Raw genomic sequence first — 24,645 nt, forward strand, 5'->3', positions numbered from 1 at the left:
CAAAACCCACAAAAGCGCTGGTTTTGCTCTGGATTCCTGATCGCTTCGCTAGCGCGAAGCGTCGGGAATGACACCGAACCAAGCAAGCGGATCTCGTATGAGACTATTCAAGCGGCGGAGGGCGATTGCTCTCCGCCTTCTTGTTTTTTGGGCAGATATTTTTCCCAGATCGCAGATTTGAGCCCGCCGACGAAAGCGAGATGCGCCTCTTCCTCTTGCGCCGTCAGACGGCTCGGCAGAGGTTCGGGGCGGGCGCGCAACAGATCGCCGATCAGCGCGCGGCGCGTCTGGCTGACTGTCGCGAGCGACAGCGCCGCTTGGCGTCCGCCTCTCAGCTCCGCATAGACTTCCGCGAGCAATCCAGCGTCGAGGAGCGCCCCGTGCTTGTCGCGACGCGACAGATCGACGCCGTAGCGTTGGCAAAGCGCGTCGAGCGAGGCCGGGCTTCCCGGATGCAGCCGGCGCGCCATGGCGAGCGTATCGACGATGCGCGCAGGCGCGAGCGGCGGCAGCTTCTGCAGCGCAAATTCGGCGTTGATGAAGCGCACGTCGAATTCGGCGTTATGGGCGACCATCGGCGAATCTTCGATGAAGTCGATGAACTCGCGCGTGATCTCGGCAAATTTTTTGTGCTGGGCGAGGAATTCCCGCGAAAGACCATGAACGCGGAAAGCCTCTTCCGGCATGTCGCGCTCTGGATCGATATAGACGTGAAAGACTCGGCCACTGGGAATGAGATTCAAAATCTCGACGGCACCGATTTCGACGACGCGATCACCCTTAAAGGGATCGAGGCCGGTGGTTTCCGTATCGAAAACAATCTCGCGCATCTGACTTAATCTCTTATTCGACAAGGCGCCACGAAAGGCTGAAAACTTGGCGGATGAGGGTTGGGGGCGATCACCGAAGCAAGGCGTCCAACTGACGGATCAACTCTCCAACCCGTCCCCCACCTGGCGGGGCAGGCGGATACCGCCTCAAGACATCTCGCACCACGGGATGCGCCCGAATGCGCGATTGCACGATGTGCTCGGCTCCAACAGTGGGATCGTCTCCAGTGGAAAGTTCGAAAGCTCGCGCAGCATGCGCGGGCGAACCAAGGATGTGCTTGACCTGGGTAGCCTTGGCCAGAGGATGGAGAAACGCCGCGCCGGCTGCGGCGAGGGCTGCGCGTGCGGCGTCGCTCGCCGCGACCTGCCCTGCATCGCGGGCCTCCTGAGCCGCCCGCTGTGCAGCCCATGCGCTGTCACGTAACGCCTTCGTCCGCTCGCCTCCATTCGCAAACGACTGCGCAGCGTCTATTGCGGCGCGTGGGCGGGTATCGTCAGGGCGTTCGCGTTCGAAGATCGCCAATGCCGGCAGCGCGCAGGCCACCGCATAGCGGGCAATTTCCCTGATTTCGACTCGGCTGAGCTCGACCTTTGCGGCGTGATCCAACATGGCTTCATCCTACTTGCCGCCGCGCCATTCGTGGATGGAGATTGCTTCCCCGATCTCAGGTCGTGGTAGGCGCGGCATGCGAGGCGGTCTCAACTGCGTTAACCGGACAGGCACGCAACGGCTTCCCAGAGCGCGACTCACCTTCTTCTTTCGAGTTCATCGAGAACGGCCTGCACTTCCCGCCGCGCCGCGTCCATCCCCTTTTCGGTATGCACGATAAAATCGGCGCGGGCGCGCTTTTCGGCGTCCGGGATCTGTTTAGCGAGAATGGCCGCGAATTTCTCTTCCGTCATGCCCGGCCGCGCCAGGACACGCGCCTTTTGCACATCTTCCGGCGCAGTAACGACGACAATAGCGTCGACGCTCTTTTCCGCTCCGGTCTCGAAAAGAAGCGGCACGTCATAGACGATGATCGACGCGCCCTTTTTCTCCTGCTCCTTCAAGAAATCGTCCCGCGCCGCCCAGACGAGCGGATGAACGATCGCCTCGAGCCGCTTCAATGCGTGTGGGTCCGCAAGCACCTGCGCCGCGAGCCTCCCGCGATTGACGACGCCGTCAACCGTTACGCCTGGAAAAGCCGTCTCGATCGGCGCGACAGCGGCGCCGCGATAGAGGTCATGGACGATCTGGTCGGAATCGAGCACGGGGACGCCCGCCTCGCGGAACATTTGGGCGGTCGTCGATTTCCCCATGCCGATGGAACCGGTAAGGCCGACGCGCAGCATCGCCCGGCTCACGCGGCAAGCGCGCCCAGGCGGCGCAAGGCGTCGAGGAGGGGTAGAACAGGCATGCCCATGATGGTCCAATGGTCGCCGCAGACCTCGGAAAAGAGATGCGCGCCGAGCCCTTCGACCTGATAGCCGCCGGCGCTCGTAAACGCCGCGTCGCCCATCGCGTCGAGATAGTCGTCGATGAAGGACGCGCTCAGCGCCCGCATGGCGAGATCGGCGTGGACGACAGTCTCGAAGCAAACCGCGCCGTCCCGACACAGAGCGATCGCCGAATGCAGACGGTGGCGCCGACCGGAGAGGAAATCCAATAGCTCGGCCGCCTTCTCCCTATTCTCCGGCTTGCCGAAAATCCGGCCCTCGCAGCTCGCCACCTGATCCGCGCCGAGCACCAGGCGCCCGCGCTCAGCCACGGAAACGGCGGAGGCCTTCGCTCTCGCCAGCGCCAGAGCGATCGCATCGGCCCCAACCGGGCCGAGCGAAGATTCGATCGCGCGTTCATCGAGATCGACAGGGCGGCAATCAAAGGGAACTGCCGCCTGCGCGAGAACCTGCCGCCGGCCCGCGCTTTTGGAGGCGAGAATCAGCGGCTCGGAGACACGCCAGAAGGGGAAGGAAGCGACGTCGCTCACGTTAAGGGCTCGATCCACAGGCTCGGCTGGAAGGTGGGAAAGCGGGGACAATTATGCGGCCGCAAGGACCGCCCTGTCGACTGCTGGGCATATCCGCCCCAATCCATCAACAGGGTACTCCCTGTCGCCGGATTCGCCGTGAATCCGAGACTCAAGACTCATAAACAGCCAATGCGCCTGTTCTCCACAAGGAATGATAGACGTAAAAGACTGTAAAAAATTGGTATACGTTCAATTCCCACTGTCCGGCCCTGGCTCGTTAAATTTGTCCAGATTCGGCTCGTCCTGTGGGAAAAGTGTTAACGAAAATTAACCTTTGCGGCGCATCGGTTAATAAAAAGTAAATCAATCCCATTTTTAAAGGGTTTTTAATTTTATCGCGTTCGGGCTAGGTCTGGGCTCACCGGAGCCAAGCGAAGCGGGGAATGACCAATTGTCCGAGGAAAAACGCCTGATATCCGCCCTTCGCGGCAATGCGCATGACGTTCCGCCACTGTGGCTGATGCGTCAGGCAGGACGCTATCTGCCCGAATATCGCGAGCTGCGCGCCAAGGCGCAAAGCTTCCTCGACTTCTGCTACACGCCGTCCATGGCGGCGGAGGTGACGCTGCAGCCGATCCGGCGCTTTCATTTCGACGCAGCGATCCTCTTTTCCGATATCCTCGTCGTGCCCGACGCCATGGGCCAAACGGTCTCCTTCGAGAGCGGCGAGGGTCCAAGGCTCGATCCCATCGAGACGCCGGAGGGTGTGGCTCGGCTTGGCGCATTCGAGATCGGAAAGCTTTCTCCGGTTTTCGAAACCATCGACCGTGTGAAATCCGAGCTGCCCGCCGACGTAGCCTTTATCGGCTTCTGCGGCGCGCCTTGGACGGTCGCGAGCTATATGATCGCCGGCAAGGGCACGCCGGATCAGGCGCCGGCGCGGCTTTTCGCCTTTCGCCATTCTGAGGCATTCCAGCAGCTGATCGACAGGCTCGTCGACGCCTCGGTCGACTATCTGCTCGGCCAGATAGCGGCGGGGGTCGAAGCTGTTCAGATATTCGACTCCTGGGCAGGCGTTTTGCCCGCCAATGAATTCGAAGCTTGGTGCGCTCGGCCGATTGCGCGCATTGTCGCGCGGCTGAAGGAGAAGAGCCCGGAAACGCCGGTCATCGCTTTCGTGCGCGGCGCCGATGCGCAGCTTCCGGCGCTCACCAGAAAGCTCCATGCCGATGGCTATGGGCTCGATACGGCGCTCGATCCCAAATGGGCCGTGGCCGAAACCGCCGCCAATGTCTGCCTGCAGGGAAATCTCGATCCGCTCGCGCTGCTGGCCGGCGGCGCGGCGCTCGATCGGGAAGTCGATTCGGTTCTCGAAGCTTTCAAGGGCCGGCCGCATATCTTCAATCTCGGCCATGGGATTTTGCCGCAGACGCCGATCGAGAATGTGGAGCGGCTTGTGGCGCGCGTGCGGCGCGGCTAATTTCACCGTGGGCTGGAGCGGCTATATGTACATTTGGATCAAGGCTTTGCACGTCATCGCCATCATTGCCTGGATGGCGGGCCTGCTCTATCTGCCGCGGCTTTTCGTCTATCATGCCGACGCGGCGCCCGGCCGGCAGTCCGAAACCTTCAAGGTCATGGAGCGCAAGCTTTACCGCGTCATCATGACGCCGGCGATGATTATCGCTTGGCTGACGGGGCTCTTCATGGCCGTGGATGGCGGCGCGTTTCAACATCCATGGTTTCACGTGAAAGCAACGCTCGTCGTCTTACTGACGGCAACGCATATCCACGACGGCTTTTTATTGAGCCGCTTCGCCAGGGACGCAAACGCTCATCCCTCCCGCTATTTCAGGATGATCAACGAACTGCCGACCCTGCTCATGATCGGGATCGTCGTCATGGTGATCGTGAAGCCGTTTTGAACGCTCTTGCATCCCCGCTGAAAAAGATTTATGTAGGGGACCTTACCTCTGGCAGATAGTCGTATCAGCGACCGCCGATTCCCTCCGGCGCTCGGGAGAAATCCTCCCGCATCCTGCCCGCTCTCCTGAACGCTCGTCTCCTTCGAAGGCCCACATGCGGGAAATCAAACTTTCGGATTTAAAGGCTAAATCCGCCGCCGAGCTTCTCGCATTCGCCGAGGAGCATGAAGTCGAAAACGCTTCCCTGCTCCGCAAGCAGGAACTGCTTTTCGCGATCCTCAAACAATTCGCCAGCCGCGACGTCGAAATCGTCGGCGAGGGCGTGGTGGAGGTGTTGCAGGACGGTTTCGGCTTCCTGCGTTCGCCCGACGCCAACTATCTGGCCGGTCCAGACGACATCTATGTGTCGCCGTCGCAGATTCGCAAATTCGGCCTGCGCACCGGCGATACCGTCGAGGGCATGATTCGCAGCCCGAAGGAAGGCGAACGCTATTTCGCGCTTCTGAAGGTCAATACGATCAATTTCGAGGACCCGGAGAAGGTGCGCCACAAGGTGCCTTTCGACAACCTCACCCCGCTTTATCCGGATGAGCGCCTCAAGCTCGAAATCGACGATCCCACGAAGAAGGATTTGTCGTCGCGCGTCATCGATCTGGTGGCGCCTATCGGCAAAGGACAACGCGCGCTCGTCGTCGCGCCCCCGCGCACCGGTAAGACCGTTCTCCTGCAGAACATCGCCCAGTCGATCACGACCAACCATCCAGAGTGCTATCTGATCGTGCTGCTCATCGACGAGCGTCCCGAGGAAGTGACCGATATGCAGCGCTCCGTGCGCGGCGAAGTGGTCTCCTCGACCTTCGACGAACCGGCGGTGCGTCACGTGCAGGTCGCCGAGATGGTGATCGAGAAGGCCAAGCGTCTCGTCGAGCACCGTCGTGACGTGGTCATCCTCCTCGACTCGATCACGCGCCTGGGCCGCGCCTACAATACTGTGGTGCCCTCCTCCGGCAAGGTGCTCACGGGCGGCGTCGACGCTAACGCCCTGCAGCGGCCGAAGCGCTTTTTCGGCGCCGCGCGTAATATCGAGGAAGGCGGCTCGCTGACGATCATCGCGACGGCGCTGATCGACACCGGCTCGCGCATGGACGAAGTCATCTTCGAAGAGTTCAAGGGCACCGGCAACAGCGAGATCATCCTCGACCGCAAGGTGTCCGATAAGCGCGTCTTCCCGGCGATCGACATCACGCGCTCCGGCACCCGCAAGGAGGATTTGCTGGTCGCCACGGACATCCTCAAGAAGATGTATGTCCTGCGCCGCATCCTCAACCCGATGGGAACGGTAGACGCCATCGAGTTCCTGCTCGGCAAGCTGCGCGAGACGAAGGGCAATCAGGCCTTCTTCGATTCAATGAATACGTAAGGCGGCGCGCGGGCGCATATCACTGCGCCCGCTTTGTCTTTTGGCGCCATCACCAAAGACCCTAGAGGCTAAGCGTCACACATTTTGGGACGACCGTCATGGCCGGGCTTGTCCCGGCCATCCACGCCGCGCAGTGACAACTGATGCCGGGCGGATGGGTTTCGCTCACGTAGACCGTCCAGATGGAGCGTGCCGTAAACCGTTTCGTCCCTGTCTGAGCCGTGCCGGTTGGGCCGAGCCCGGCCGTAACAGGATGCAAAGTGACGGTTCATGCTGCGGAGCTGATTAAGGGGATGAATTGGCTCGGGCCCGACGTGAACCCGCTCTCCCGTTGGTCTCCGAGCGTCGCTTGTTCCTGAACGCCGCGGGTGTCATGTTGTCCGTAATTCAATGGTGGCGTGCGGTCTGACCCATGGAGACGATCTTCGCGCTCGGAACTGGCCCCGGCCGCGCCGCTATTGCGGTGATCCGACTTTCCGGGCCGACCGTGCAACAGGTTCTCATTGACTTCACCGGCGCGGTTTCAGAGCCGCGCGCCGTGCGTCTCACAGCGCTGCGAGATCCCGAAAACGGCGAAGAGCTCGACCAGGGCCTAACCTTCTTTTTTCCGGGCCCTCATTCGGCGACGGGTGAGGACTATGCCGAGCTTCAGCTCCATGGCGGCAGGGCTGTCATAGATGCCGTGCTCTCAGCCCTTTCTCGGCGCCGCGGTTTACGTATGGCTGAACCCGGCGAATTTGCGCGCCGCGGCTTCGTCAATGGCAAGCTCGACCTTTCCCAGGCCGAGGCGCTTGCCGATCTCATCGACGCGCAAACGGAGGCGCAGCGGCGTCAGGCGCTGCGTATTGCCGGCGGCGCATTGAGGCGTGAGGTCGAGCGTTGGCGGGCCGCTATGATAGATGCTCTTGCGCTTGTCGAAGCGGAGCTGGATTTCAGCGACGAAAGCGATGTCGGGAGCTTCGATCTTGCGCGGCTGCGCCTGTTGCTGGAGCAGCCGCTCGAAGAGATGCGAGCTGCGCTAAAGGATGCCCCTGCCTCCGAGCGAATGCGTGAGGGCTTCCTGGTGATGATTCTCGGCGCGCCCAACGCGGGAAAATCAACGCTTCTCAATGCGCTGGCGCAGCGCGACCTTGCAATTGTTTCACCCACCCCTGGCACAACGCGCGATATGATCGAGGCGCATCTCGATATCGAAGGATTGCCTGTGACCTTTGTCGACACGGCGGGCCTGCGCGACGCCGCGGATGAAATCGAGCGGATCGGCGTAGATCGGGTGCTCGAGAGGGTTGTGACCGCGGATCTCGTCCTCTGGCTTTCGCCGGACGCGCAGGAGCCGAACCCAGGGCTGGCGTCTGAAGTCGATGTTTTGAGGGTCGCCACCAAAACGGATTTGGCGCCGGCCCCTCCGGTATGGCTTGGCGTTTCCGCTAAAACCGGAGCTGGCGTCGACGCGCTGCTGAAAGAGATCGGCCAATTCGCAAAAGACCGCTTGGGAGATGGGTCTTCTGCGCTCGTCATCCGGGAGCGGCACCGCTCCGCGGTCGCATCAGCTATGGCTTGTCTAGAGTCTGCGCTGGTGAGTGAAAAAGACTTGGAATTCCTCGCGGAAGATTTACGTTCCGCGGGAAGAGCGCTCGGTCGTATCGTCGGCTCGGTTGACGTCGAAGACGTTCTCGATGCCGTGTTCGCGCGCTTTTGTATCGGCAAATAGGCCGAGCTGTTTCACGTGAAACAGTGAGAGGGCTTCAAGAGAGAAGCTTGCAGGGGGATATGAAACATTTCGATGTCGTGGTGATCGGCGGCGGGCATGCCGGTTGCGAAGCTGCCGCCGCAGCTGCGCGTATGGGAGCAAAGACGGCGCTCGTCACGCATTCCCGCGCGACCATAGGCGTGATGTCTTGCAATCCCGCGATTGGCGGGCTCGGCAAGGGCCAATTGGTGCGTGAGATCGATGCGCTCGACGGCCTCATGGGCCGCGTCGCCGATCGGGGCGGCATCCAGTTCCGGCTGCTCAATCGCTCAAAAGGTCCTGCCGTGCGTGGGCCCCGGGCTCAGGCTGATCGGAAGCTTTATCGAGCCGCAATGCTTTCAGCCATCGAGGCTGTCGCGAATTTATCGATCATCGAAGTCTCTGTTGAGGACCTTCTGGTTGAAGGGGATCGCGTCCGAGGTGTTTTGACGGGCGCAGGTGAGGCAATTCATGCAGACGCTGTTGTCATCACCACGGGCACGTTTCTTGGTGGGGTGATCCACATCGGAGACGAGCGCACGCCCGCCGGCCGAATGGGCGATCCGCCAGCGCTCGGTCTTTCCCGGAGGTTGCGGACGGCGGGCTTTGCAGTTGGGCGCCTCAAGACCGGCACCCCAGCCCGGCTCGACAGTAAGACGATCGACTGGGAAAATCTCGAAAAGCAATATGGGGACGAGACACCCGAGCCTTTCTCGACTCTCACAGAGCGGATCGATAATCCCCAGGTCGCCTGCGCGATTACGCGGACAACAGCGCGATCGCATGAGATCATCCGTTCTGACCTGCACCGTTCGCCGCTAAAGACCGGCGCGATCTCCGGGCCGGGGCCGCGTTATTGCCCTTCTATCGAGGATAAGGTCACGCGCTTCGGCGATCGTGACGGGCATCAAATCTTCCTCGAGCCGGAGGGGCTCGACGACGACACAGTGTATCCGAATGGAATATCGACTTCCCTGCCGGTCGCGACCCAGGAAGCATTCATTCATTCGATCCCGGGCCTCGAACAGGCGCGAATTCTTCGGCCCGGCTACGCCATCGAATATGACTATGTCGATCCGCGCGAACTTCTGCCCAGCCTCGAAACGAAGCGGCTGAAGTGCCTTTTCCTGGCTGGGCAGATCAATGGCACGACAGGGTATGAGGAAGCTGCCGCGCAGGGCCTGGTTGCGGGGCTCAATGCCGCGCGTTTGGTGCAAGGAAAGAACCCGGTGATTTTCGATCGCGCCGATGCCTATCTCGGTGTGATGATCGACGATCTCGTCACGCGCGGGGTGAGCGAACCCTATCGGATGTTCACCTCTCGCGCCGAATACCGTCTATCGCTTCGGGCGGACAATGCGGACGAGCGGTTGACTCCTAAGGGTTTTGATATCGGCTGTATCGGAGGCGAGCGGGAGACGGTTTATCGCCTGCGCGCAGAGAAACTGGCCCGCGCGCGCGCTCTGTTGGAAGGCGTCTCTTTGACGTCGGCTGCTGCATTGAAGAACGGGCTTCCCGTCAATCAGGACGGTCAACGCCGGAGCGGCTTTGCTCTCCTCGCTTTGCCCTCTGTGACGCTTCGGCGGTTGAGGGACATTTGGCCGGAACTGGGCGAGATTGACCCTGCAACGGCCGAGCGGATTGAGACCGACGCGCGCTATGCCGTCTATCTCGACCGGCAACAGGCCGATATCGATGCTTTCAGAAGAGACGAGGAACTCGCCCTGCCCGAGACGCTGGATTACCAGTCGATCGCCGGTTTATCGGCTGAGCTGCGTGGGAAGCTGGCCTTCTTGAAGCCACGGACGCTCGGCCAGGCCCAGCGGATCGATGGGATGACGCCATCGGCCCTCACTCTTCTCGCAGCGCGGGCGCGGCGGGCGTGAGCGGAATGAGTCGTGCTTCCGCGTTGGAGCTTATCCCCTCCCTGCAAAAGATCGAAGGCGAACTTTTGATTTATGAAGAACTACTACGGCGTTGGCAGACGAAGATTAATCTCGTAGCGCCCAATACGCTGAGTGACATTTGGATGCGTCATTTCGCGGATTCCGCGCAGGTATTGGAGGCTGCGCCTGATGCAAGGCTTTGGGCGGATATTGGATCTGGCGCGGGTTTTCCTGGGTTGGTGACAGCCTTGTTGCTCAAGGATGTCGCTGGCGCTTCGGTGCATTTGGTTGAGAGCGACCAACGCAAGGCCGCCTTCCTGCGGGCTGTTTCACGTGAAACAGGCGCGCGCGTCGAGGTCCATGCCGAGCGGATCGAGAAAGTCCTGCCAACGCTCGCGGAGGAAATCGAGGCCGTCAGCGCCCGCGCTTTGGCTCCGCTCTCTCGTCTTGTGGAAATGGCGCGAGAACCTTTGGAAAACGGCGCAAAAGCGGTGTTTATGAAGGGTGAGGAGTGGCGCGATGAATTGACCGCCGCCGAGGCTGTCGGTAACTTTACCTTTAAGACAGTTCAGAGCCGCACGCATAAGCGCGCCAGATTGATCGTCGTCCATTCACCTTCAGAGGCAAATTTTGTCCGGAGAAAATAACGGCCAGCGCGTGCTCGTCCTTGCCAATCAAAAGGGCGGCGTCGGCAAGACCACCACAGCCATCAATCTCGGCACGGCACTCGCCGCCGTCGGAGAAGAAGTGCTGGTCATCGATCTCGACCCGCAGGGAAACGCCTCGACGGGCCTCGGCGTCGATCGCAAAAGCCGCAAGATTTCGACCTATGACGTCTTGCTCGGCGAATCGAGCCTGGCCGACGCCATTGTCCAGACCGTGGTGCCGCGCCTCTCCATCGCGCCCTCGACACTCGACCTCCTCGGCGTTGAATTGGAAATCGCCGGCGATAAGGACCGGGCGTTTCGTCTGAAGCGGGCGCTTGCCGAGCTTGCTGCGGCGGAGCATCATCTCGATGGTAAACGCTACGACTATATACTGGTCGATTGCCCGCCTTCGCTTAACCTTCTCACCATCAATGCGCTGGCGAGCGCCGATGCGGTCGTCGTGCCGCTGCAATGCGAATTCTTCGCGCTCGAAGGCCTGTCTCAGCTTCTCTCGACCGTCGAGCAGGTGACTCGGACCCTGAACCCGAAGCTTTCAATCCATGGCGTCGTGCTGACCATGTACGACCCGCGCAATAATCTCGCGACCCAGGTCGCGGCGGACGTGCGGCGGTTCATGGGCGACAAAGTTTATGAAACGATGATTCCGCGCAATGTGCGCGTTTCAGAAGCGCCTTCGCATGGCAAGCCTGTGCTGCTCTATGACCTCAAATGCTCGGGTAGTCAGGCCTATCTCAAGCTCGCTTCCGAAGTGATCCAACGCGAGAAGCGTCTCAGGGCGGCGTAGTTTCGGCAACCCCGATTTCGACCATTAGGGAGCGTTTTCGATATGGCAGAAGAACCGCGCCGGCGGCTGGGCCGTGGCCTAGCGGCGCTTTTGGGCGACGCCGGAGAAGAGGCGCCCGCTGAGCGCCCGCGTGGACAGCGCAAGGTTCCGATCGAATTTCTGCGTCCGAATCCTCGCAACCCCCGCACGACGTTTCGGGAGGACGACCTCGCCGACCTTTCGAATTCCATCCGCGAGAAAGGCATTATTCAGCCGATTGTCGTGCGCGCGATACCAGGCGTCGCTGACGCCTATGAGATCATCGCGGGCGAGCGACGCTGGCGCGCGGCCCAGGTCGCCGGTCTTGCGGATGTTCCGGTCGTCATCCACGAGGCCGATGACAAGGAAGCGCTCGAGCTTGCCATCATCGAAAACGTCCAGCGCGCCGATCTCAACGCCATAGAAGAGGCCAAGGGGTATGAGCGCTTGGGCGCCGAGTTCAGGTACTCCCAGAGCGACATTGCCAAGATTATCGGGAAGAGCCGTTCGCATGTGGCGAACACAATGCGGCTGCTGAATCTCCCCGAGGGCGCCAAGGCGCTGGTGCAGGACGGCAAGATTTCAGCTGGCCATGCCCGTGCGCTGCTCGCGGTGGAGAACCCGGAGGCAGTGGCGCGGCAGATCGTTGAACAGGGACTAACGGTGCGTGACGTCGAGGCCATGAGTCAGGCTCAGGCGAACGCCCAACATCCAGCCAACGACTCCGATGCTGGTAAAAAGCCGCGCCCGGAAAAGGACGCCAATACCCGCGCTTTGGAAAAATCGCTTGGCGATTCGCTCGGCATGGCGGTCGACATCAAAAATCAGGGCGAGAAGGGCGAGATTCGTATCCGCTATCAATCCCTGGATCAGCTCGACGCCATCTGCCGCTTATTGAACGGTTGATTACTGGAGCGCGGCGAAGGTCGTTGGATTTCTTGTACAGCTCGCGACGGCCTTCGTTATAGTGAATGAATTCCAATCGACCATCCACCGTCATTGCGAGGAGCAAAGCGACGAAGCAATCCAGAGCCACATCGCCGCCCTGGATTGCTTCGCTTCGCTCGCAATGACGGCGGTAAGATCTGGTAATCAGACCGCGCCAAACTCCGGTTAGCAACTTGGGACTACTCGCCAATAAAAAAACCGGCCCGCGAGGGCCGGTTTTCTTTTAACCCGTGACGTTCGGATTAGAACGGCAGGAGCTTCGGAACGCCCCAATCGCCGCCGAAGCGGTAGGTCAGGCCGGCGGAGACGACCAGCGGGTTGATCTTCACAGCAGCGTTGACCGGGACGAAGACCGGGTTGAGCGCCGCGCCGACCGGGCCCGGGATGAAGGCCACGATATTGGCGTGCGCGTTGGGCTCCACCATGATGTATTTCACATCGACGTTGACGCCCCAATGCTCGTTGAACATGTAGTCCGCGCCAGCCTGGCCGACGACGCCCCAGGACGGGGTGATGCTGGCCGAGTAGAAGCTGGCGGTGGCGCCGAAAGCGCCAAGCGTGGTGGCGGTCGAGCCCGGGGCGAAATTGAGCGCCCAATTGTTGTTGCCGGCGCGGGTGCCCCAGAAGGTCGTGAAGTTCACGCCGACGCCGAGGTAAGGCTGGAAGGCGCCGAAGTTTGTGAAGTGATACTGCAGCATCACAGACGGCGGGAACGCCCAGGTGTGCGCCAGGCTGGAGCCAGCCAGAACGCCCGTGCCCTGGATGTGATGCGGCGAGACGCAGCAGATGGCCTCGATCGCCCAGTTCTTCGTCAGGTAATAGGCGACGTCGAGCATCGGAATGACGGAGGTGGAGATGCTCGTGCTGGCGCCGGGCACCAGGCTGCCATAGCCGGCGCTCAGGCCGGTGGCGAGGCCGACGCTGCCGCCCGGAACACCGAGCGCGGCGAGGGTGGGATGCACCGCGCCCGCGTCATAGATCTTGGCGGTGCCGTCGAGCGGGATCAAGCTGCCGACCTTCAGGCGGATCTGGAAGGGCTGATAGGTGTCGACGAAAACCGGCGGCGGCGGCGGAGCCTTGATGCTCGGCAGATCGGCCGCGTGAGCGGAGACGGCGGCCGTCCCCATCGCAATTGCGGCAACCGCGCCGCGAACAATATTCCTCATCGGAACCCCCTCGAAATCGCTTCGGTGGACGGTCGACGCCGTCGCGCCGAGTCGGCGAGGAAGTTGCTACGTTTTCGGATGCCGCCACTTGACGAAGATCAAGAAAAACGCTGTGGACTGTTCATTCTTTGTCATTGTGTCCGTAGCGCAACATTTTTGTGCTGTTGCCTTGCAGCACGCCCGGCGCTAATCGAGTTTAAATGAAAAACGCTTGAGACTCTCAAGCGATTCCGGCGCTTTCAGCGCCCCTGCGGCGCCCAAAAAAGCGCCGCCTTCGCGCAGGGCCTGCTCATTTGACCGCCAACGCCTCCCCCGCTGAACCCAAGGTCGACGCCGAACTCGCCGCCGCGCATGGGCTCAAACCCGACGAATATCAGCGCATCCTGCAGCTGATCGGCCGTACGCCGAGCTTCACCGAGCTTGGCATTTTCTCGGCCATGTGGAACGAGCACTGCTCGTATAAATCCTCACGCATCCATCTGCGCAAGCTGCCCACAAAGGCGCCCTGGGTCATTCGGGGTCCCGGCGAGAACGCCGGCGTCATCGATATCGGCGACGGCGACGCCTGCGTCTTCAAGATGGAGAGCCATAACCATCCCTCTTTCATCGAACCCTATCAGGGCGCGGCGACGGGCGTCGGCGGCATTTTGCGCGACGTCTTCACCATGGGCGCGCGGCCGATCGCCTGTCTGAACCTCCTTCGCTTCGGCCGGCCGGAGCATCCCAAGACGCGGCATCTTGTCTCGGGCGTCGTTGCGGGCGTTGGCGGCTACGGCAATAGCTTCGGCGTGCCGACGGTTGGCGGCTCGACCGAATTCGACGCCAGCTACGACGGCAACATTCTTGTCAACGCCATGGCGGTGGGCCTCGCTCGCGGGGATTCGATCTTCTATTCGGCGGCGGCGGGCGTCGGAAACCCGATCGTCTATCTCGGCTCCAAGACCGGCCGCGATGGCATCCATGGCGCGACCATGGCCTCGGCCTCCTTCGAGGCGGACGCCGAGGAGAAACGGCCCACGGTGCAGGTGGGCGACCCTTTCTCCGAGAAGCTGCTGCTCGAGGCTTGCCTCGAGCTTATGGCCTCGGGCGCCGTCATCGCTATTCAAGACATGGGCGCGGCCGGGCTCTCTTCCTCAGCAGTGGAGATGGGAGCCAAGGGCAATCTCGGCATCGAGCTCGATCTCGACGCCGTGCCCTGCCGCGAGGAAGGCATGACGGCCTATGAGATGATGCTCTCGGAGAGCCAGGAGCGCATGCTCATGGTGCTGAAGCCGGAGCTCGAGGAGCAGGCCGAGGGCATTTTTCGCAAATGGGGGCTCGATTTCGCCATCGTCGGCAAGACCACCGACGACTTGCGTTTCGTCGTGAAACACAAGGGCGAAGTAAAGGCCGATCTGCCGATCAAGGAGCTCGGCGACGAGGCGCCGATCTATGACCGGCCCTGGGTTCCCTCGCCCAAACAGCCCGTGATCGACCCTGCCGCCGTGACGCCGCCGCGCTCGAATCGCGACGCGCTCTTGAGGCTTCTGTCGACGCCTAATCTTTGCTCCAAGCGCTGGGTCTGGGAGCAATATGACCATCTGATTCTCGGCAACAGCGTGCGTCGCCCCGGCGGCGACGCGGCGGTGATTCGCGTCAAGGAAGGGCCGAAGGGTCTGGCTGTGACGACGGACGTGACCGCCCGCTATTGCGCCGCCGACCCGGTCGAGGGCGGCAAGCAGGCGGTGGCGGAAGCCTGGCGCAATATCAGCGTCACCGGCGCGAAGCCTTTGGCGCTGACCGATAATCTCAACTTCGGCAATCCGGAGCGGCCCGAATATATGGGCCAGTTCGTCGGCTGCCTGCAGGGCATCGGCGAAGCCGCGGCGGCGCTCGATTTCCCGATCGTGTCGGGCAATGTTTCGCTCTACAACGAGACGCAGGGTGCCGGCATTTTGCCGACTCCGGCGATCGGCGGCGTGGGCGTCATCGCGGATGTCGCGACATCCGCGGCGTCTGGCTTTGCGCGCGAGGGCGAAGCGATTTTACTCATCGGCGAAACCAAGGGCTGGCTCGGCCAGTCCGCCTATCTCTCGGAAGTTTGCGGCCGCAAGGAAGGGGCGCCTCCGCCGGTCGATCTGACGGCGGAGCGCAGGAACGGCGATCTCGTGCGCGAGCTCATACTCTCTGGCAAGGTCTCCTCCGCGCATGACCTCTCCGACGGCGGCCTCGCCGTCGCGCTTTCAGAAATGGCGCTTGCGGGCGGGATCGGCGCCGCGGTTTCGACGCTTCCTGACGGACCGGAACACGCCGTTCTCTTCGGCGAAGATCAGGCGCGTTACCTCGTTACGGCGGGCGACGCCAGGGTCGTTTTGGATGAAGCCGCAGCGCATGGCGTCAGCGTCTTCGCGCTCGGCGTCACGGGCGGCGATTCCTTGAAGCTGCCGGGCGAGGCGCCGATATTGCTCTCCGAACTGCGTAAAGCGCATGAAACGCCGCTTCCGGCCTTCATGGCCGGGGACGATAGTGTCTTTCCCGACAATTCATGACGCAAAGAGGACGAACCCAATGCCTATGCCCGCCGCCGAGATTGAAAGCATCATCAAGGCCGCCCTCCCCGACGCGACCATCGAACTGACAGCGCTCGCCGACGACAACGACCACTGGGCTGCGACGGTTGTTTCCGAGCAGTTTCGTGGGCTATCGCGGGTGAAGCAGCATCAGCTGGTGAATGCGGCCTTCGGCTCGCGGCTGGGCGGCGAGCTTCACGCGCTGGCGTTGACGACCCGCGCGCCGTAAAATGACGAGGCCAGAAGCGGCGCCTTGAACGCCGCAGGAAAGGAAAAGCAGATGTCCGACGCCAACAGCCGCATCAAAAGCGAGATCGAATCCTCCGACGTCGTCCTCTTCATGAAAGGTACGCCGCAGGCCCCGCAGTGCGGTTTCTCGATGCAGGTCGTGCAGATCCTCAACCATATCGGCGTGCCCTACAAGGCGATCAACGTCCTCGCCGACGGCGAAATTCGTGAGGGCATCAAGGCCTATTCCAACTGGCCGACGATCCCGCAGCTCTACATCAAGAATGAGTTCATCGGCGGCTGCGACATCACGCGCGAAATGTTCCAATCGGGCGAGCTCGTGGCGCTCTTCGACAAGGAGGGCGTGCCGCACGCCCAGGCCGGCAAGGCGTAAGACCGCTTCCGCTAGAGTCGCGCGCTGTCGGCGTTTGTCATTCCCGGCGGGCTGAAAGCCCGACCGGGAATCGAGAAGCCACAAGAACGGTGATTCGGCGCTGGATTCCCGATCGCTCGCTCAAGCGAGCGTCCGGGATGACGGTGGATCTCTTTCTGCGCGTCTTTCATTTTGATCCGTTTGATTTCCCCGTCGTCCTGCGCCAGTCTCCCGCGCATGATCACGATTTCGATGCGAATGACGCGCGTCTTTGCAGCAGGCGCGCAGCGATGACTCTCCCCCTGGCGCTGACGCAGGGCGATCCTTCCGGAATTGGCCCGGAACTCACGCTCAAAGCCTATGCCGCGCGTCGCGACGCCGGCCTGCCACCCTTCTTCGTCCTCGCCGATCCAATGCAGCTCGCGCGCGTCGCTCAAGCCTTGGCGATCGACGTTGAGATCGAAGAAACGACGCCGGCTGGCGCGGCCGAAGTTTTCCCGCGCGCGCTGCCGGTCGTTGCGCTGGGGCGCGCCGTCGAGGGGGCGTTCGGTCGGCCGAACCCGCAGGACGCCGCCGCAACCATTTTCTCTATCGAACGCGCGGTCGCCTGTGTCGTGGCAGGCGAAGCGCGCGGCGTCGTGACGAACCCCATCGCAAAATCGGTCCTTTACGCCGCCGGTTTCCGCCACCCGGGACATACGGAATTTCTCGGCGAACTGGCGACCCGCCATTTCGGGGGCGCTTATCGTCCCGTCATGATGCTTTGGGCGCAAGAGCTGGCGGTGGTTCCGATCACGATCCACATTCCGCTCGCCGAGGCGCCGAAGCGGTTGACGAAGGAGCTCATCATCGAGACGGGCGAGATCGTCGCGCGCGACCTCAAAGCCCGCTTCGGCCTCACTGATCCCAGGCTCGTCTTCGCAGGGCTCAATCCGCACGCTGGGGAAGACGGCGCCCTTGGGCGCGAGGAGATCGAGACGATCGCGCCCGCGCTCGACGTCCTGCGCGCCAAAGGAATTTATGTCAGCGGCCCGCACCCAGCCGACACGATGTTCCACGCCGCCGCCCGCGCAAAATATGACGTCGCGCTCTGCCCGACCCACGATCAGGCGCTGATCCCCATCAAGACGCTGGCCTTTGATCGCGGCGTGAATGTCACGCTCGGCCTGCCCTTCGTCCGCACGTCGCCGGACCATGGGACGGCTTTCGACATCGCCGGGAAAGGCGTCGCCAACCCCACGAGCCTGATCGAGGCCATCAAGCTTGCGGGACGGATGACCGCGTGATCGACGATCTGCCCCCGCTGCGCGAGGTCGTCGCGCGCCACGGCCTCGACGCCAAAAAGACACTCGGCCAGAATTTCCTCTTCGATCTCAATCTCACGAGCCGCATCGCCCGCGCCGCCGGGCCATTCGAAGATACGGTCGTCATCGAGATCGGCCCCGGCCCCGGCGGGTTGACGCGTGCGCTTCTGGCGCAGGGCGCGCATGTGGTCGCAATCGAGCGAGACCAGCGCTGCCTCCCCGCCTTAAGCGAGATCGCCGCGCACTACCCCGGCCGTCTGACGGTCGTCGAAGGCGATGCGCTGGAGATCGACGTGGCGGAGCTCGCGCGCCAGCATCGGCCGTCATTGCGAGCCGAAGGCGAAGCAATCCAGGAGCAAGAGCCCGGCTCTGGATTGCTTCGCTCCGCTAGCGATGACGGATCGCGGCCACGAGCCCGCATCTGCGCCAATCTTCCCTATAATGTCGCGACAGCCTTACTCACCCGCTGGATCGAGGCCGAGCCCTGGCCGACGATCTTCGACCGCTACGTGCTCATGTTCCAGAAGGAAGTGGCGCTGCGCATCGTGGCGACGCCGGCGAACCGCGCTGATTACGGCCGCCTCGCCGTGCTCTGCGGCTGGCGCACCCGCGCCCGCATCCTTTTCGACGTCTCTCCCGCCGCCTTCACCCCGCCGCCCAAAGTGACGTCTTCCGTGGTGGAGCTGGTCCCGAATCCGGCGCCGCTGCCCTGCGATCCGCGCGTGCTCTCGCGCGTGACGCAGGCCGCCTTCGGCCAGCGGCGCAAGATGTTGCGCCAGAGCCTCAAGAGCCTCGGCGTCGACGCCGGAGCGTTGCTCGCACAGGCCGGCATCGAGGAGACAAAGCGCGCCGAAGAGGTGGAGGTCGCGGGTTTTGTGGCGCTGGCGCGCGCCTTCGCCATGCTGCGCTAATAGCGGACCGCAAGCCTTTAGGCTCGCTTCAGAAATGCGGGCCTGAGGGCCCGCGGTCCGCTAGCTTCTTACCTTGTGGCGCAGGACCTCCCGCAGCACGACGGCGTTGTTCAGCGCCTCATCGTGCGCGGCGTAAAGCAGCGTCACGCGCTCCTTGCGCGCCATGTGGCGCAGCGTCGCGATCTGCTCTTGCGCCTCCGGGCTTTCGAGCTCCTCGCGGTAGCGCGCCTCAAACTCCTCCCAGCGCTCTGGCCGGTGGCCGAACCAGCGCCGCAATTCATGGCTCGGCGCCACTTCCTTCGCCCACAAATCGACCGCAGCCTTTTCCTTGGTGAGGCCGCGCGGCCAGAGCCGGTCGACGAGGACGCGCGCGCCGTCTTCCGTTTCGGGCGGCTCATAGACACGTTTGAGGGCAAAAGCGGGCATGGGGGCGAAATAGCGCGCCCCGATCGGAAGGCTATTCGTCGAGCAGCTTGGCCACGAAGCTTTCTATTTCACGCTCGCGCCGCAGGCGGCGCTGGCGCTCCGCGCGCAATATGGCGATCAGATCATCGAAGGAGCGCTGAAGATCGTCATTGACGATGACATAGTCATAGTCCTTCCAGCGCGCGATCTCCTTGCGGGCGTTCTCCAGCCGCCGTTCGATCACCTCCGGCGCGTCCTCGGCGCGGCGTTCGAGCCGGGCGCGCAGCTCCTTCATCGACGGCGGCAGGATGAAGACGGTCACCGCATCGGCGCCCATCTTCTCGCGCACCTGGCGCGTCCCTTGGTAGTCGATGTCGAAGAGCGCGTCGCGTCCCTGCGCCAGAATGGCCTCGACCGGCGCGCGCGGCGTGCCGTAGAAATTGCCGTGCACCTCCGCCCATTCCAGTAAGTCGCTGGCGTCCCGCATGGCGGCGAACTGGCGCTCGGTGATGAAGCGGTAGTGAATGCCGTCGACCTCGCTCGACCGACGGGCGCGGGTCGTCACCGATATGGAAAGCGTAAGGTCGAGATCGCGGTCCTGCAGCAGCATCCGCGTCAGCGTGGTCTTGCCGGCGCCGGAGGGAGAGGAAAGGATGAGCACGACGCCGCGGCGCAGCGGAAGGGAATGGTCCATGGCGACGATTGTCACGAGTGTTGGCGATCGGCAATAGGCAATTGGGGCCGTTCTTTCAACCGGTGGGATGGCCTACTCGATATTTTGCACCTGCTCGCGCAGCTGCTCGACCTCGATCTTCAGCTCGAGGCCGATCTCGGTAAGGGCCGAATCATTGGACTTGGCGCAGAGCGTATTGGTTTCGCGCGAAAATTCCTGCGCCAGGAAATCGAGCCGCCGCCCGATGGGACCACCCTCGGCGAGGAGCTTCTGCGCGCTCGCCACATGCGCCGCGAGACGATCGAGCTCCTCGCGAATGTCGGCCTTCACCGCGAGCAGCACAGCCTCCTGATGGAGACGCGCCGGGTCCAGGCCCTCGGCGCTTTCGAGGAGCCGCGCCACTTGCTGCACGAGCCGCTGACGGACGGCTTCGGGTTGGCGGGCCGGCAGGGCGTCGGCCTGCGCCGCGAGCGCGCCGATACGCGTCAGGCGCTCTCGCAGCACGGCTGTGAGAGCAGCGCCTTCCGCGCGGCGCGAGGCGAGCAGAGCCTCCAGCGTTTCATCCAGGGCGGCGAGAACGCTCTTTTCAAGCACGGCGCGCTGGGCTTCGTCATCTTCCGGCTCGACGATCTCGACGACGCCGCGGATCGCCAGCAGGCCATCGAGTGAGGCGGGTCGCAGGCTCGCAAGCTGCGGCAGGTCGTCGAGCGCGGCGAGCAGCCGGTCGAGCGCTGCGCGATTGATCCGCGCCGCGCCTTCTTCCTCGGCGCGCTTGGCGGTCAGATTGGCGAAGACCGAGCCGCGGGCGAGGCCGGCGGAAATGGCGGCGCGCGCCTTGATCTCGACGGCGTCGAAATTCGGCGGGACGCGCAGCCGGAGATCCAGCCCCTTCGCGTTAACGGTTTTGAGCTCCCAGGCATAGCTCCAGGGGCCATGGCTCCCGCGCGTGCGGGCGAAGCCGGTCATGCTGGCGACAAAAGAGGCGGTCACGGACTCTCCGGGGTTAGTGACCCGGATTTAGCGAATATCGGCGGTCGTGGGAACGGTTTTCGCCGACGTCAGATCCCAGCTCTTGTCGCGCAGCGGGTCGAGCGTCGTGCCTTCCGACGCGTCGAAAGCGCGCGGGCGGGCGCGTTGTGGCGCCGCGGCGAGGGCGATTGGCCCTCCCGCCGAAGAGGCCGCCGCCGATTCTTCCATCGAGGCCTTCACGGCCAGGGTGTCCGCCGGCAATTCATCCGAACCGGCCGACAGGCCCAGCCGCGCGGCGCGGGCCTTCTGCTCCGCCCGCCGCGCCGGAGAGACGGGATAGGAGGCGATATCTACGCTCTCTTCCGGGAGCGCCTTTCCGTCGGCGCCTTCGCGCGCCATCATGTCGGGGCCGATGGCGCCGTCTTCACCTTCATTGGCGGACGCCGGAGCGCCTGCGGCGAGGAGCGTGGGGTCGAAGCCGTTTTGGCGCGCCTTCGGCTGGGCGGACTCCTGCGTGAAATAAGGCCGGGCGACCCGCAGGCGCGCAAAGTGAGGGGCTGCGTCGGCGGTGGGATCGTCATATCCGCCGAGGAAAAAAGCCGCCCCGGCCGGGCCGAACTTTCCCAGCCGATGCGGGGCTCCCGCATGGGGCGACATGGCGCGGCCGGGCGGAAAGTCCTGGTTCCCGGCATCAAGCGCCACGAGCCGGCCGACCGCCGCTTGGGTGCGCTTGTCGGTCTTGGGAGTCGCGGGCGGAACAGCCGCTGGAATGGATTGATCCGCGCCAGGAGCCAGCTTGGCTTTCTGATCCTGCTCGAGCTTCCGCCAGTTTTGGACGTTGCGGGAATGCTGGTCGAGCGATTCGGCGAAGACATGGCCTCCCGTCCCGTCGGCGACAAAATAGAGATCTCGCGTATTGGCGGGATTGGCGGTCGCTTCCAGCGCCGCCTTGCCGGGATTTGCGATAGGGCCCGGCGGCAGGCCGTCGACGGCGTAGGTGTTGTAGGGCGTCCATTTCTCGATTTCGGAACGCATGATGCCGTGGCCGAGCGTGCCCTTGCCGCCAACGAGGCCGTAAACGATCGTCGGGTCGGACTGCAGGCGCATCCCCTTGCGCAGGCGGTTCGCGAAGACGGCGGCGACGCGCGGGCGCTCCTCCGGCTTGCCCGTCTCTTTCTCGACGATGGAGGCGAGCGTCACCAGCTCGTAAGGCGAGCGCAGCGGCAGATCCTTGGCGCGCTTCGCCCAGACCTGCTCGAGGAGTTTGCGCTGATCCTCCTGCATCTTGGCGATGAGCTTGGCGCGCGGGAAGCCGCGCGGGAATTTATAGGTCTCCGGCAGCAGCGCGCCTTCCTTCGGCGCTTCCAGAATATCGCCGAGAAGCATGTCCGATTCGCGCAGGCGCTGGGCGATCTGTTCGCTCGTCAGGCCTTCGGGGATGGTGAGGCTGTGCATCAGCTGCTTGCCGGCGACGAGCTCGTCGACGACCTCGCGCAAACTGGCGTTTTTCTTGAAAAGATATTCGCCGGGCTTCAGCTTGCTGCGCGAGCCTTCGATCAGCAGCGCGAAATTCATCAGGCCCGAACTGTCGATCACGCCCTCGCGTTCGAGCTGCGAGAGCATTTCCGGCACGTCGCTGCGCGGCGGAAGATAGACAATCTTGTCCGCGCCGAGCGGGCCCGGCTCCTTGAGCTTGTGCATCACGGCGATCACGCCGAATACGCTGGCGACCAGCGCGACAAGAAGGAAGCTCAAGAAACCGCTCATCGCCGAGAGCGTGCCTTCCCGGCGCTTTTTCTTCTTTGGCGGAGGCGCGGGCGGGGCCTCGGCCGGCTTGGCGCTCTGTATCGCCGCACGGCGGCGGAAGAAGGAGGAAGACGCCGGCTCGTCGGCCGGGGCTTCCGACTTGGATTCGGCGCTATCCAGAGGCGCCACGGGCTCCGCCTTTGACGACGGCGCCTGAGGTTGTGTCGATTCGGCCGCCGCTTCGGGAGCGGGCTTTGCCTCGTCTTTCGGCGTCGCCGTCTTCTCGCCGGTCTCGTCGCTCATAATCGCACCACGCCAATCCAGAGATGACTCTGCCGCAAGCGCCTGCAGTCGCCTGTCGCCAACCGACTTACACTATCGGTCATTGTGGCGAATTCAGGAACGGACGGCCATGGTTAACAGACCTGCGGCCCGGGCGAAACGACTTCGCCCGGGCCGCACACTGAAAAACGCTCGTGTATTCTATGCCTTACGACACGCGGCGGAAGAGCAGCGAGGCGTTGGTGCCGCCAAAACCGAAGGAATTGGAAAGCGCCACATTGATCTCACGCTCTCGCGCGACCTTCGGCACGAGGTCGATCGCCGTCTCGACGGACGGATTGTCGAGATTGCGGGTCGGCGGCGCGACGCCATGAGTCATGGCCAGGATCGTATAGATCGCCTCGACCGCGCCGGCGCCGCCGAGGAGATGGCCGACCGCCGATTTGGTCGAGGACATCGAGAGCTTCGCCTCGAGATTGCCGACCAGCCGCTCGACCGCCTTGAGCTCGATTTCGTCGCCGAGCGGCGTCGAGGTGCCATGCGCATTGACATAGTCGATCTCGCTGACCGGAAGATTTGGGCGCTTCAGCGCCATCTTCATGCAGCGATAGGCGCCATCGCCATCGGGCGAGGGCGCGGTGATGTGGTGCGCGTCGCCCGACATGCCGTAGCCGATGAGCTCGGCGTAGATACGTGCGCCGCGGGCTTTGGCGTGCTCATATTCCTCGAGCACGACGCAGCCGCCGCCTTCGCCGAGGACGAAACCGTCGCGATCCTTGTCGTAGGGGCGCGAGGCCTCGGCCGGACGGTCGTTGAAACCGGTCGACAACGCGCGGCAAGCGGCAAAGCCTGCGACGCCGATGCGGTTCACCGGCGATTCGGCGCCGCCCGCCACCATGACATCGGCGTCGCCCATCGCGATGATGCGCGCAGCGTCGCCAATGGCGTGGGTGCCGGTGGCGCAGGCCGTCACGACCGCATGATTCGGACCTTTGAGCCCGTGCATGATCGAGACATAGCCGGCGACGAGATTGATGATGCGGCCCGAGACGAAGAAGGGCGACACGCGACGCGGGCCCTTTTCCTTCAGAGTGATCGAGGTTTCGTAAATTCCGCCGAGACCGCCGATGCCGGAGCCGATGAGAACGCCGGTCGTCTCCTGCTTCTCCGGGGTGTCGGCCTTCCAGCCCGCGTCGGCGAGCGCCTGGGTCGCGGCGGCCGTCCCGTAGATGATGAAATCGTCGACCTTGCGCTGCTCCTTGGGATCGAACCAGTCGTCCGGATTGAAGGAGCCGTTGGAGCCGTCGCCGCGCGGCACGACGGCCGCAATCTGGCAGGCGAGGTCAGCGACCTCAAACGTATCGATGCGGCGGAAGCCGTGTTCGCCGGCGACGAGACGCCGCCAATTCGTTTCGACGCCGCAGCCCAAGGGCGATACGACGCCAAGGCCGGTGACGACCACCCTGCGCATGGCTTACTCTCAGATTTTTATGAATGTTTGTCTTCGCCGCCCGTCGGAGTCGTCGGGCGGCGCGCGATGGAACAAGCGCGCGGCCTGCCGCCGGCGCGCCATTCTCGTCAACGCCTGATCAGGCGGCCTTGGCCTTCTCGAGGAACTTCACAGCGTCGCCGACCGTGAGAATTGTCTCTGCCGCGTCATCGGGAATCTCGACGCCGAATTCTTCTTCGAACGCCATGACCAGCTCGACCGTGTCGAGCGAATCAGCGCCCAGATCGTCGATAAAATTGGCCTTGTCGACAACCTTTTCGGGCTCGACGCCGAGGTGTTCGACAACGATCTTCTTCACGCGCTCGGCGACATCGCTCATCTGATTCAGTCCCTGTTGCTGTGGTGCAGTCACACCGATTCGGCGATGCG

General features: G+C 63.1%; 24 protein-coding genes. 13 read left to right on the forward strand and 11 right to left on the reverse strand.

Annotation, left to right across the window (positions count from 1 at the left end; all coding sequences use genetic code 11):
* Positions 1–107 precede the first annotated feature (107 nt).
* The 4 genes from dnaQ to OGR47_RS18680 all read right to left on the reverse strand — a co-directional run bounded on the left by dnaQ (position 108) and on the right by OGR47_RS18680 (position 2,800).
* Positions 108–830: a DNA polymerase III subunit epsilon gene (gene dnaQ, locus OGR47_RS18665; protein WP_165049416.1), complete on the reverse strand. Its 723-nt coding sequence runs from the start codon at positions 828–830 to the stop codon at positions 108–110.
* A 70-nt stretch (positions 831–900) separates the two neighbouring features.
* Positions 901–1,440: a putative immunity protein gene (locus OGR47_RS18670; RefSeq protein ID WP_165049419.1), complete on the reverse strand. Its 540-nt coding sequence runs from the start codon at positions 1,438–1,440 to the stop codon at positions 901–903.
* Positions 1,441–1,577: 137 nt separating this feature from the next.
* Positions 1,578–2,165 carry a dephospho-CoA kinase gene (gene coaE / locus OGR47_RS18675; RefSeq protein ID WP_165049811.1) on the reverse strand — a complete coding sequence of 196 codons (588 nt, stop codon included), beginning with the start codon at positions 2,163–2,165 and terminating at the stop codon, positions 1,578–1,580.
* Between the two features lie 8 nt (positions 2,166–2,173).
* Positions 2,174–2,800 carry a Maf family protein gene (locus OGR47_RS18680; RefSeq protein ID WP_246729575.1) on the reverse strand — a complete coding sequence of 209 codons (627 nt, stop codon included), beginning with the start codon at positions 2,798–2,800 and terminating at the stop codon, positions 2,174–2,176.
* A 433-nt stretch (positions 2,801–3,233) separates the two neighbouring features.
* On the opposite strand from OGR47_RS18680, the gene hemE reads away from it, so the two are divergent.
* The 8 genes from hemE to OGR47_RS18720 all read left to right on the forward strand — a co-directional run bounded on the left by hemE (position 3,234) and on the right by OGR47_RS18720 (position 12,118).
* The gene (gene hemE, locus OGR47_RS18685; protein ID WP_165049421.1) at positions 3,234–4,262 is read left to right on the forward strand and encodes a uroporphyrinogen decarboxylase; all 1,029 of its coding nucleotides are present in this window, start codon (positions 3,234–3,236) and stop codon (positions 4,260–4,262) included.
* A gap of 25 nt (positions 4,263–4,287) precedes the next feature.
* The gene (gene hemJ / locus OGR47_RS18690) at positions 4,288–4,707 is read left to right on the forward strand and encodes a protoporphyrinogen oxidase HemJ (protein WP_165049423.1); all 420 of its coding nucleotides are present in this window, start codon (positions 4,288–4,290) and stop codon (positions 4,705–4,707) included.
* Between the two features lie 154 nt (positions 4,708–4,861).
* Positions 4,862–6,127 (forward strand): transcription termination factor Rho, encoded by a 1,266-nt coding sequence (rho, locus tag OGR47_RS18695; protein WP_165049425.1) that lies wholly within the window; start codon positions 4,862–4,864, stop codon positions 6,125–6,127.
* Between the two features lie 412 nt (positions 6,128–6,539).
* On the forward strand, positions 6,540–7,838 hold the full coding sequence (gene mnmE / locus OGR47_RS18700; protein ID WP_165049427.1) for a tRNA uridine-5-carboxymethylaminomethyl(34) synthesis GTPase MnmE: 1,299 nt from the start codon (positions 6,540–6,542) through the stop codon (positions 7,836–7,838).
* Between the two features lie 59 nt (positions 7,839–7,897).
* Positions 7,898–9,742, forward strand: a complete 1,845-nt coding sequence (gene mnmG / locus OGR47_RS18705; RefSeq protein WP_165049430.1) for a tRNA uridine-5-carboxymethylaminomethyl(34) synthesis enzyme MnmG — start codon at positions 7,898–7,900, stop codon at positions 9,740–9,742.
* A 5-nt stretch (positions 9,743–9,747) separates the two neighbouring features.
* On the forward strand, positions 9,748–10,389 hold the full coding sequence (gene rsmG / locus OGR47_RS18710) for a 16S rRNA (guanine(527)-N(7))-methyltransferase RsmG (protein ID WP_165049432.1): 642 nt from the start codon (positions 9,748–9,750) through the stop codon (positions 10,387–10,389).
* Positions 10,373–11,194: a ParA family protein gene (locus OGR47_RS18715; RefSeq protein WP_165049435.1), complete on the forward strand. Its 822-nt coding sequence runs from the start codon at positions 10,373–10,375 to the stop codon at positions 11,192–11,194. The genes rsmG and OGR47_RS18715 overlap by 17 nt, the downstream gene beginning before the upstream one ends.
* A 42-nt stretch (positions 11,195–11,236) precedes the next feature.
* On the forward strand, positions 11,237–12,118 hold the full coding sequence (locus OGR47_RS18720; RefSeq protein WP_165049437.1) for a ParB/RepB/Spo0J family partition protein: 882 nt from the start codon (positions 11,237–11,239) through the stop codon (positions 12,116–12,118).
* Positions 12,119–12,402: 284 nt separating this feature from the next.
* Here the strand turns inward: OGR47_RS18720 and OGR47_RS18725 are convergent, their stop codons facing one another.
* Positions 12,403–13,326: an OmpW/AlkL family protein gene (locus tag OGR47_RS18725; protein ID WP_165049440.1), complete on the reverse strand. Its 924-nt coding sequence runs from the start codon at positions 13,324–13,326 to the stop codon at positions 12,403–12,405.
* 293 nt (positions 13,327–13,619) lie between these two features.
* On the opposite strand from OGR47_RS18725, the gene purL reads away from it, so the two are divergent.
* The 5 genes from purL to rsmA all read left to right on the forward strand — a co-directional run bounded on the left by purL (position 13,620) and on the right by rsmA (position 18,691).
* The gene (purL, locus tag OGR47_RS18730; RefSeq protein ID WP_165049442.1) at positions 13,620–15,854 is read left to right on the forward strand and encodes a phosphoribosylformylglycinamidine synthase subunit PurL; all 2,235 of its coding nucleotides are present in this window, start codon (positions 13,620–13,622) and stop codon (positions 15,852–15,854) included.
* 19 nt (positions 15,855–15,873) lie between these two features.
* Positions 15,874–16,104 (forward strand): BolA/IbaG family iron-sulfur metabolism protein, encoded by a 231-nt coding sequence (locus tag OGR47_RS18735; RefSeq protein ID WP_202070894.1) that lies wholly within the window; start codon positions 15,874–15,876, stop codon positions 16,102–16,104.
* Between the two features lie 51 nt (positions 16,105–16,155).
* A complete protein-coding gene (grxD, locus tag OGR47_RS18740) occupies positions 16,156–16,497 on the forward strand; it encodes a Grx4 family monothiol glutaredoxin (RefSeq protein ID WP_165049444.1) in 342 nt (113 codons plus the stop codon).
* 269 nt (positions 16,498–16,766) lie between these two features.
* Positions 16,767–17,762, forward strand: coding sequence for a 4-hydroxythreonine-4-phosphate dehydrogenase PdxA (pdxA, locus tag OGR47_RS18745; RefSeq protein ID WP_165049818.1), 996 nt, complete (start codon positions 16,767–16,769; stop codon positions 17,760–17,762).
* Positions 17,759–18,691 (forward strand): 16S rRNA (adenine(1518)-N(6)/adenine(1519)-N(6))-dimethyltransferase RsmA, encoded by a 933-nt coding sequence (gene rsmA / locus OGR47_RS18750; protein ID WP_165049446.1) that lies wholly within the window; start codon positions 17,759–17,761, stop codon positions 18,689–18,691. Before pdxA ends, rsmA begins: the two co-directional genes overlap by 4 nt.
* Before the next feature lie 60 nt (positions 18,692–18,751).
* On the opposite strand, the gene OGR47_RS18755 is transcribed toward rsmA, so the two are convergent.
* From OGR47_RS18755 to OGR47_RS18780, 6 genes are all read right to left on the reverse strand, one after another.
* Positions 18,752–19,117 carry a DUF488 domain-containing protein gene (locus OGR47_RS18755; RefSeq protein WP_165049448.1) on the reverse strand — a complete coding sequence of 122 codons (366 nt, stop codon included), beginning with the start codon at positions 19,115–19,117 and terminating at the stop codon, positions 18,752–18,754.
* A 31-nt stretch (positions 19,118–19,148) separates the two neighbouring features.
* The gene (gene gmk / locus OGR47_RS18760; RefSeq protein ID WP_165049451.1) at positions 19,149–19,790 is read right to left on the reverse strand and encodes a guanylate kinase; all 642 of its coding nucleotides are present in this window, start codon (positions 19,788–19,790) and stop codon (positions 19,149–19,151) included.
* A gap of 72 nt (positions 19,791–19,862) precedes the next feature.
* On the reverse strand, positions 19,863–20,735 hold the full coding sequence (locus tag OGR47_RS18765) for a YicC/YloC family endoribonuclease (RefSeq protein ID WP_165049820.1): 873 nt from the start codon (positions 20,733–20,735) through the stop codon (positions 19,863–19,865).
* 51 nt (positions 20,736–20,786) lie between these two features.
* Positions 20,787–22,787, reverse strand: a complete 2,001-nt coding sequence (gene mltG / locus OGR47_RS18770) for an endolytic transglycosylase MltG (RefSeq protein ID WP_165049453.1) — start codon at positions 22,785–22,787, stop codon at positions 20,787–20,789.
* A 187-nt stretch (positions 22,788–22,974) separates the two neighbouring features.
* A complete protein-coding gene (gene fabF, locus OGR47_RS18775; RefSeq protein ID WP_165049455.1) occupies positions 22,975–24,237 on the reverse strand; it encodes a beta-ketoacyl-ACP synthase II in 1,263 nt (420 codons plus the stop codon).
* Between the two features lie 118 nt (positions 24,238–24,355).
* The gene (locus OGR47_RS18780; RefSeq protein ID WP_016918578.1) at positions 24,356–24,595 is read right to left on the reverse strand and encodes an acyl carrier protein; all 240 of its coding nucleotides are present in this window, start codon (positions 24,593–24,595) and stop codon (positions 24,356–24,358) included.
* Positions 24,596–24,645 lie beyond the last annotated feature (50 nt).

The sequence above is a fragment of the Methylocystis sp. MJC1 genome, from assembly GCF_026427715.1.
Lineage (GTDB): Bacteria > Pseudomonadota > Alphaproteobacteria > Rhizobiales > Beijerinckiaceae > Methylocystis.

Excerpts from the sequence above, each read along its gene's own strand:
- OGR47_RS18670 (WP_165049419.1), bottom strand. The coding sequence starts at position 1,440 with ATGTTGGATCACGCCGCAAAGGTCGAGCTCAGCCGAGTCGAAATCAGG.
- OGR47_RS18765 (WP_165049820.1), bottom strand. The coding sequence starts at position 20,735 with ATGACCGGCTTCGCCCGCACGCGCGGGAGCCATGGCCCCTGGAGCTAT.
- rsmG (WP_165049432.1), top strand. The coding sequence starts at position 9,748 with ATGAGTCGTGCTTCCGCGTTGGAGCTTATCCCCTCCCTGCAAAAGATC.
- coaE (WP_165049811.1), bottom strand. The coding sequence starts at position 2,165 with ATGCTGCGCGTCGGCCTTACCGGTTCCATCGGCATGGGGAAATCGACG.
- mnmG (WP_165049430.1), top strand. The coding sequence starts at position 7,898 with ATGAAACATTTCGATGTCGTGGTGATCGGCGGCGGGCATGCCGGTTGC.
- rho (WP_165049425.1), top strand. The coding sequence starts at position 4,862 with ATGCGGGAAATCAAACTTTCGGATTTAAAGGCTAAATCCGCCGCCGAG.
- fabF (WP_165049455.1), bottom strand. The coding sequence starts at position 24,237 with ATGCGCAGGGTGGTCGTCACCGGCCTTGGCGTCGTATCGCCCTTGGGC.
- gmk (WP_165049451.1), bottom strand. The coding sequence starts at position 19,790 with ATGGACCATTCCCTTCCGCTGCGCCGCGGCGTCGTGCTCATCCTTTCC.
- pdxA (WP_165049818.1), top strand. The coding sequence starts at position 16,767 with ATGACTCTCCCCCTGGCGCTGACGCAGGGCGATCCTTCCGGAATTGGC.
- dnaQ (WP_165049416.1), bottom strand. The coding sequence starts at position 830 with ATGCGCGAGATTGTTTTCGATACGGAAACCACCGGCCTCGATCCCTTT.
- hemJ (WP_165049423.1), top strand. The coding sequence starts at position 4,288 with ATGTACATTTGGATCAAGGCTTTGCACGTCATCGCCATCATTGCCTGG.
- mnmE (WP_165049427.1), top strand. The coding sequence starts at position 6,540 with ATGGAGACGATCTTCGCGCTCGGAACTGGCCCCGGCCGCGCCGCTATT.
- mltG (WP_165049453.1), bottom strand. The coding sequence starts at position 22,787 with ATGAGCGACGAGACCGGCGAGAAGACGGCGACGCCGAAAGACGAGGCA.
- OGR47_RS18725 (WP_165049440.1), bottom strand. The coding sequence starts at position 13,326 with ATGAGGAATATTGTTCGCGGCGCGGTTGCCGCAATTGCGATGGGGACG.
- grxD (WP_165049444.1), top strand. The coding sequence starts at position 16,156 with ATGTCCGACGCCAACAGCCGCATCAAAAGCGAGATCGAATCCTCCGAC.
- OGR47_RS18720 (WP_165049437.1), top strand. The coding sequence starts at position 11,237 with ATGGCAGAAGAACCGCGCCGGCGGCTGGGCCGTGGCCTAGCGGCGCTT.
- OGR47_RS18755 (WP_165049448.1), bottom strand. The coding sequence starts at position 19,117 with ATGCCCGCTTTTGCCCTCAAACGTGTCTATGAGCCGCCCGAAACGGAA.
- OGR47_RS18735 (WP_202070894.1), top strand. The coding sequence starts at position 15,874 with ATGCCTATGCCCGCCGCCGAGATTGAAAGCATCATCAAGGCCGCCCTC.
- OGR47_RS18780 (WP_016918578.1), bottom strand. The coding sequence starts at position 24,595 with ATGAGCGATGTCGCCGAGCGCGTGAAGAAGATCGTTGTCGAACACCTC.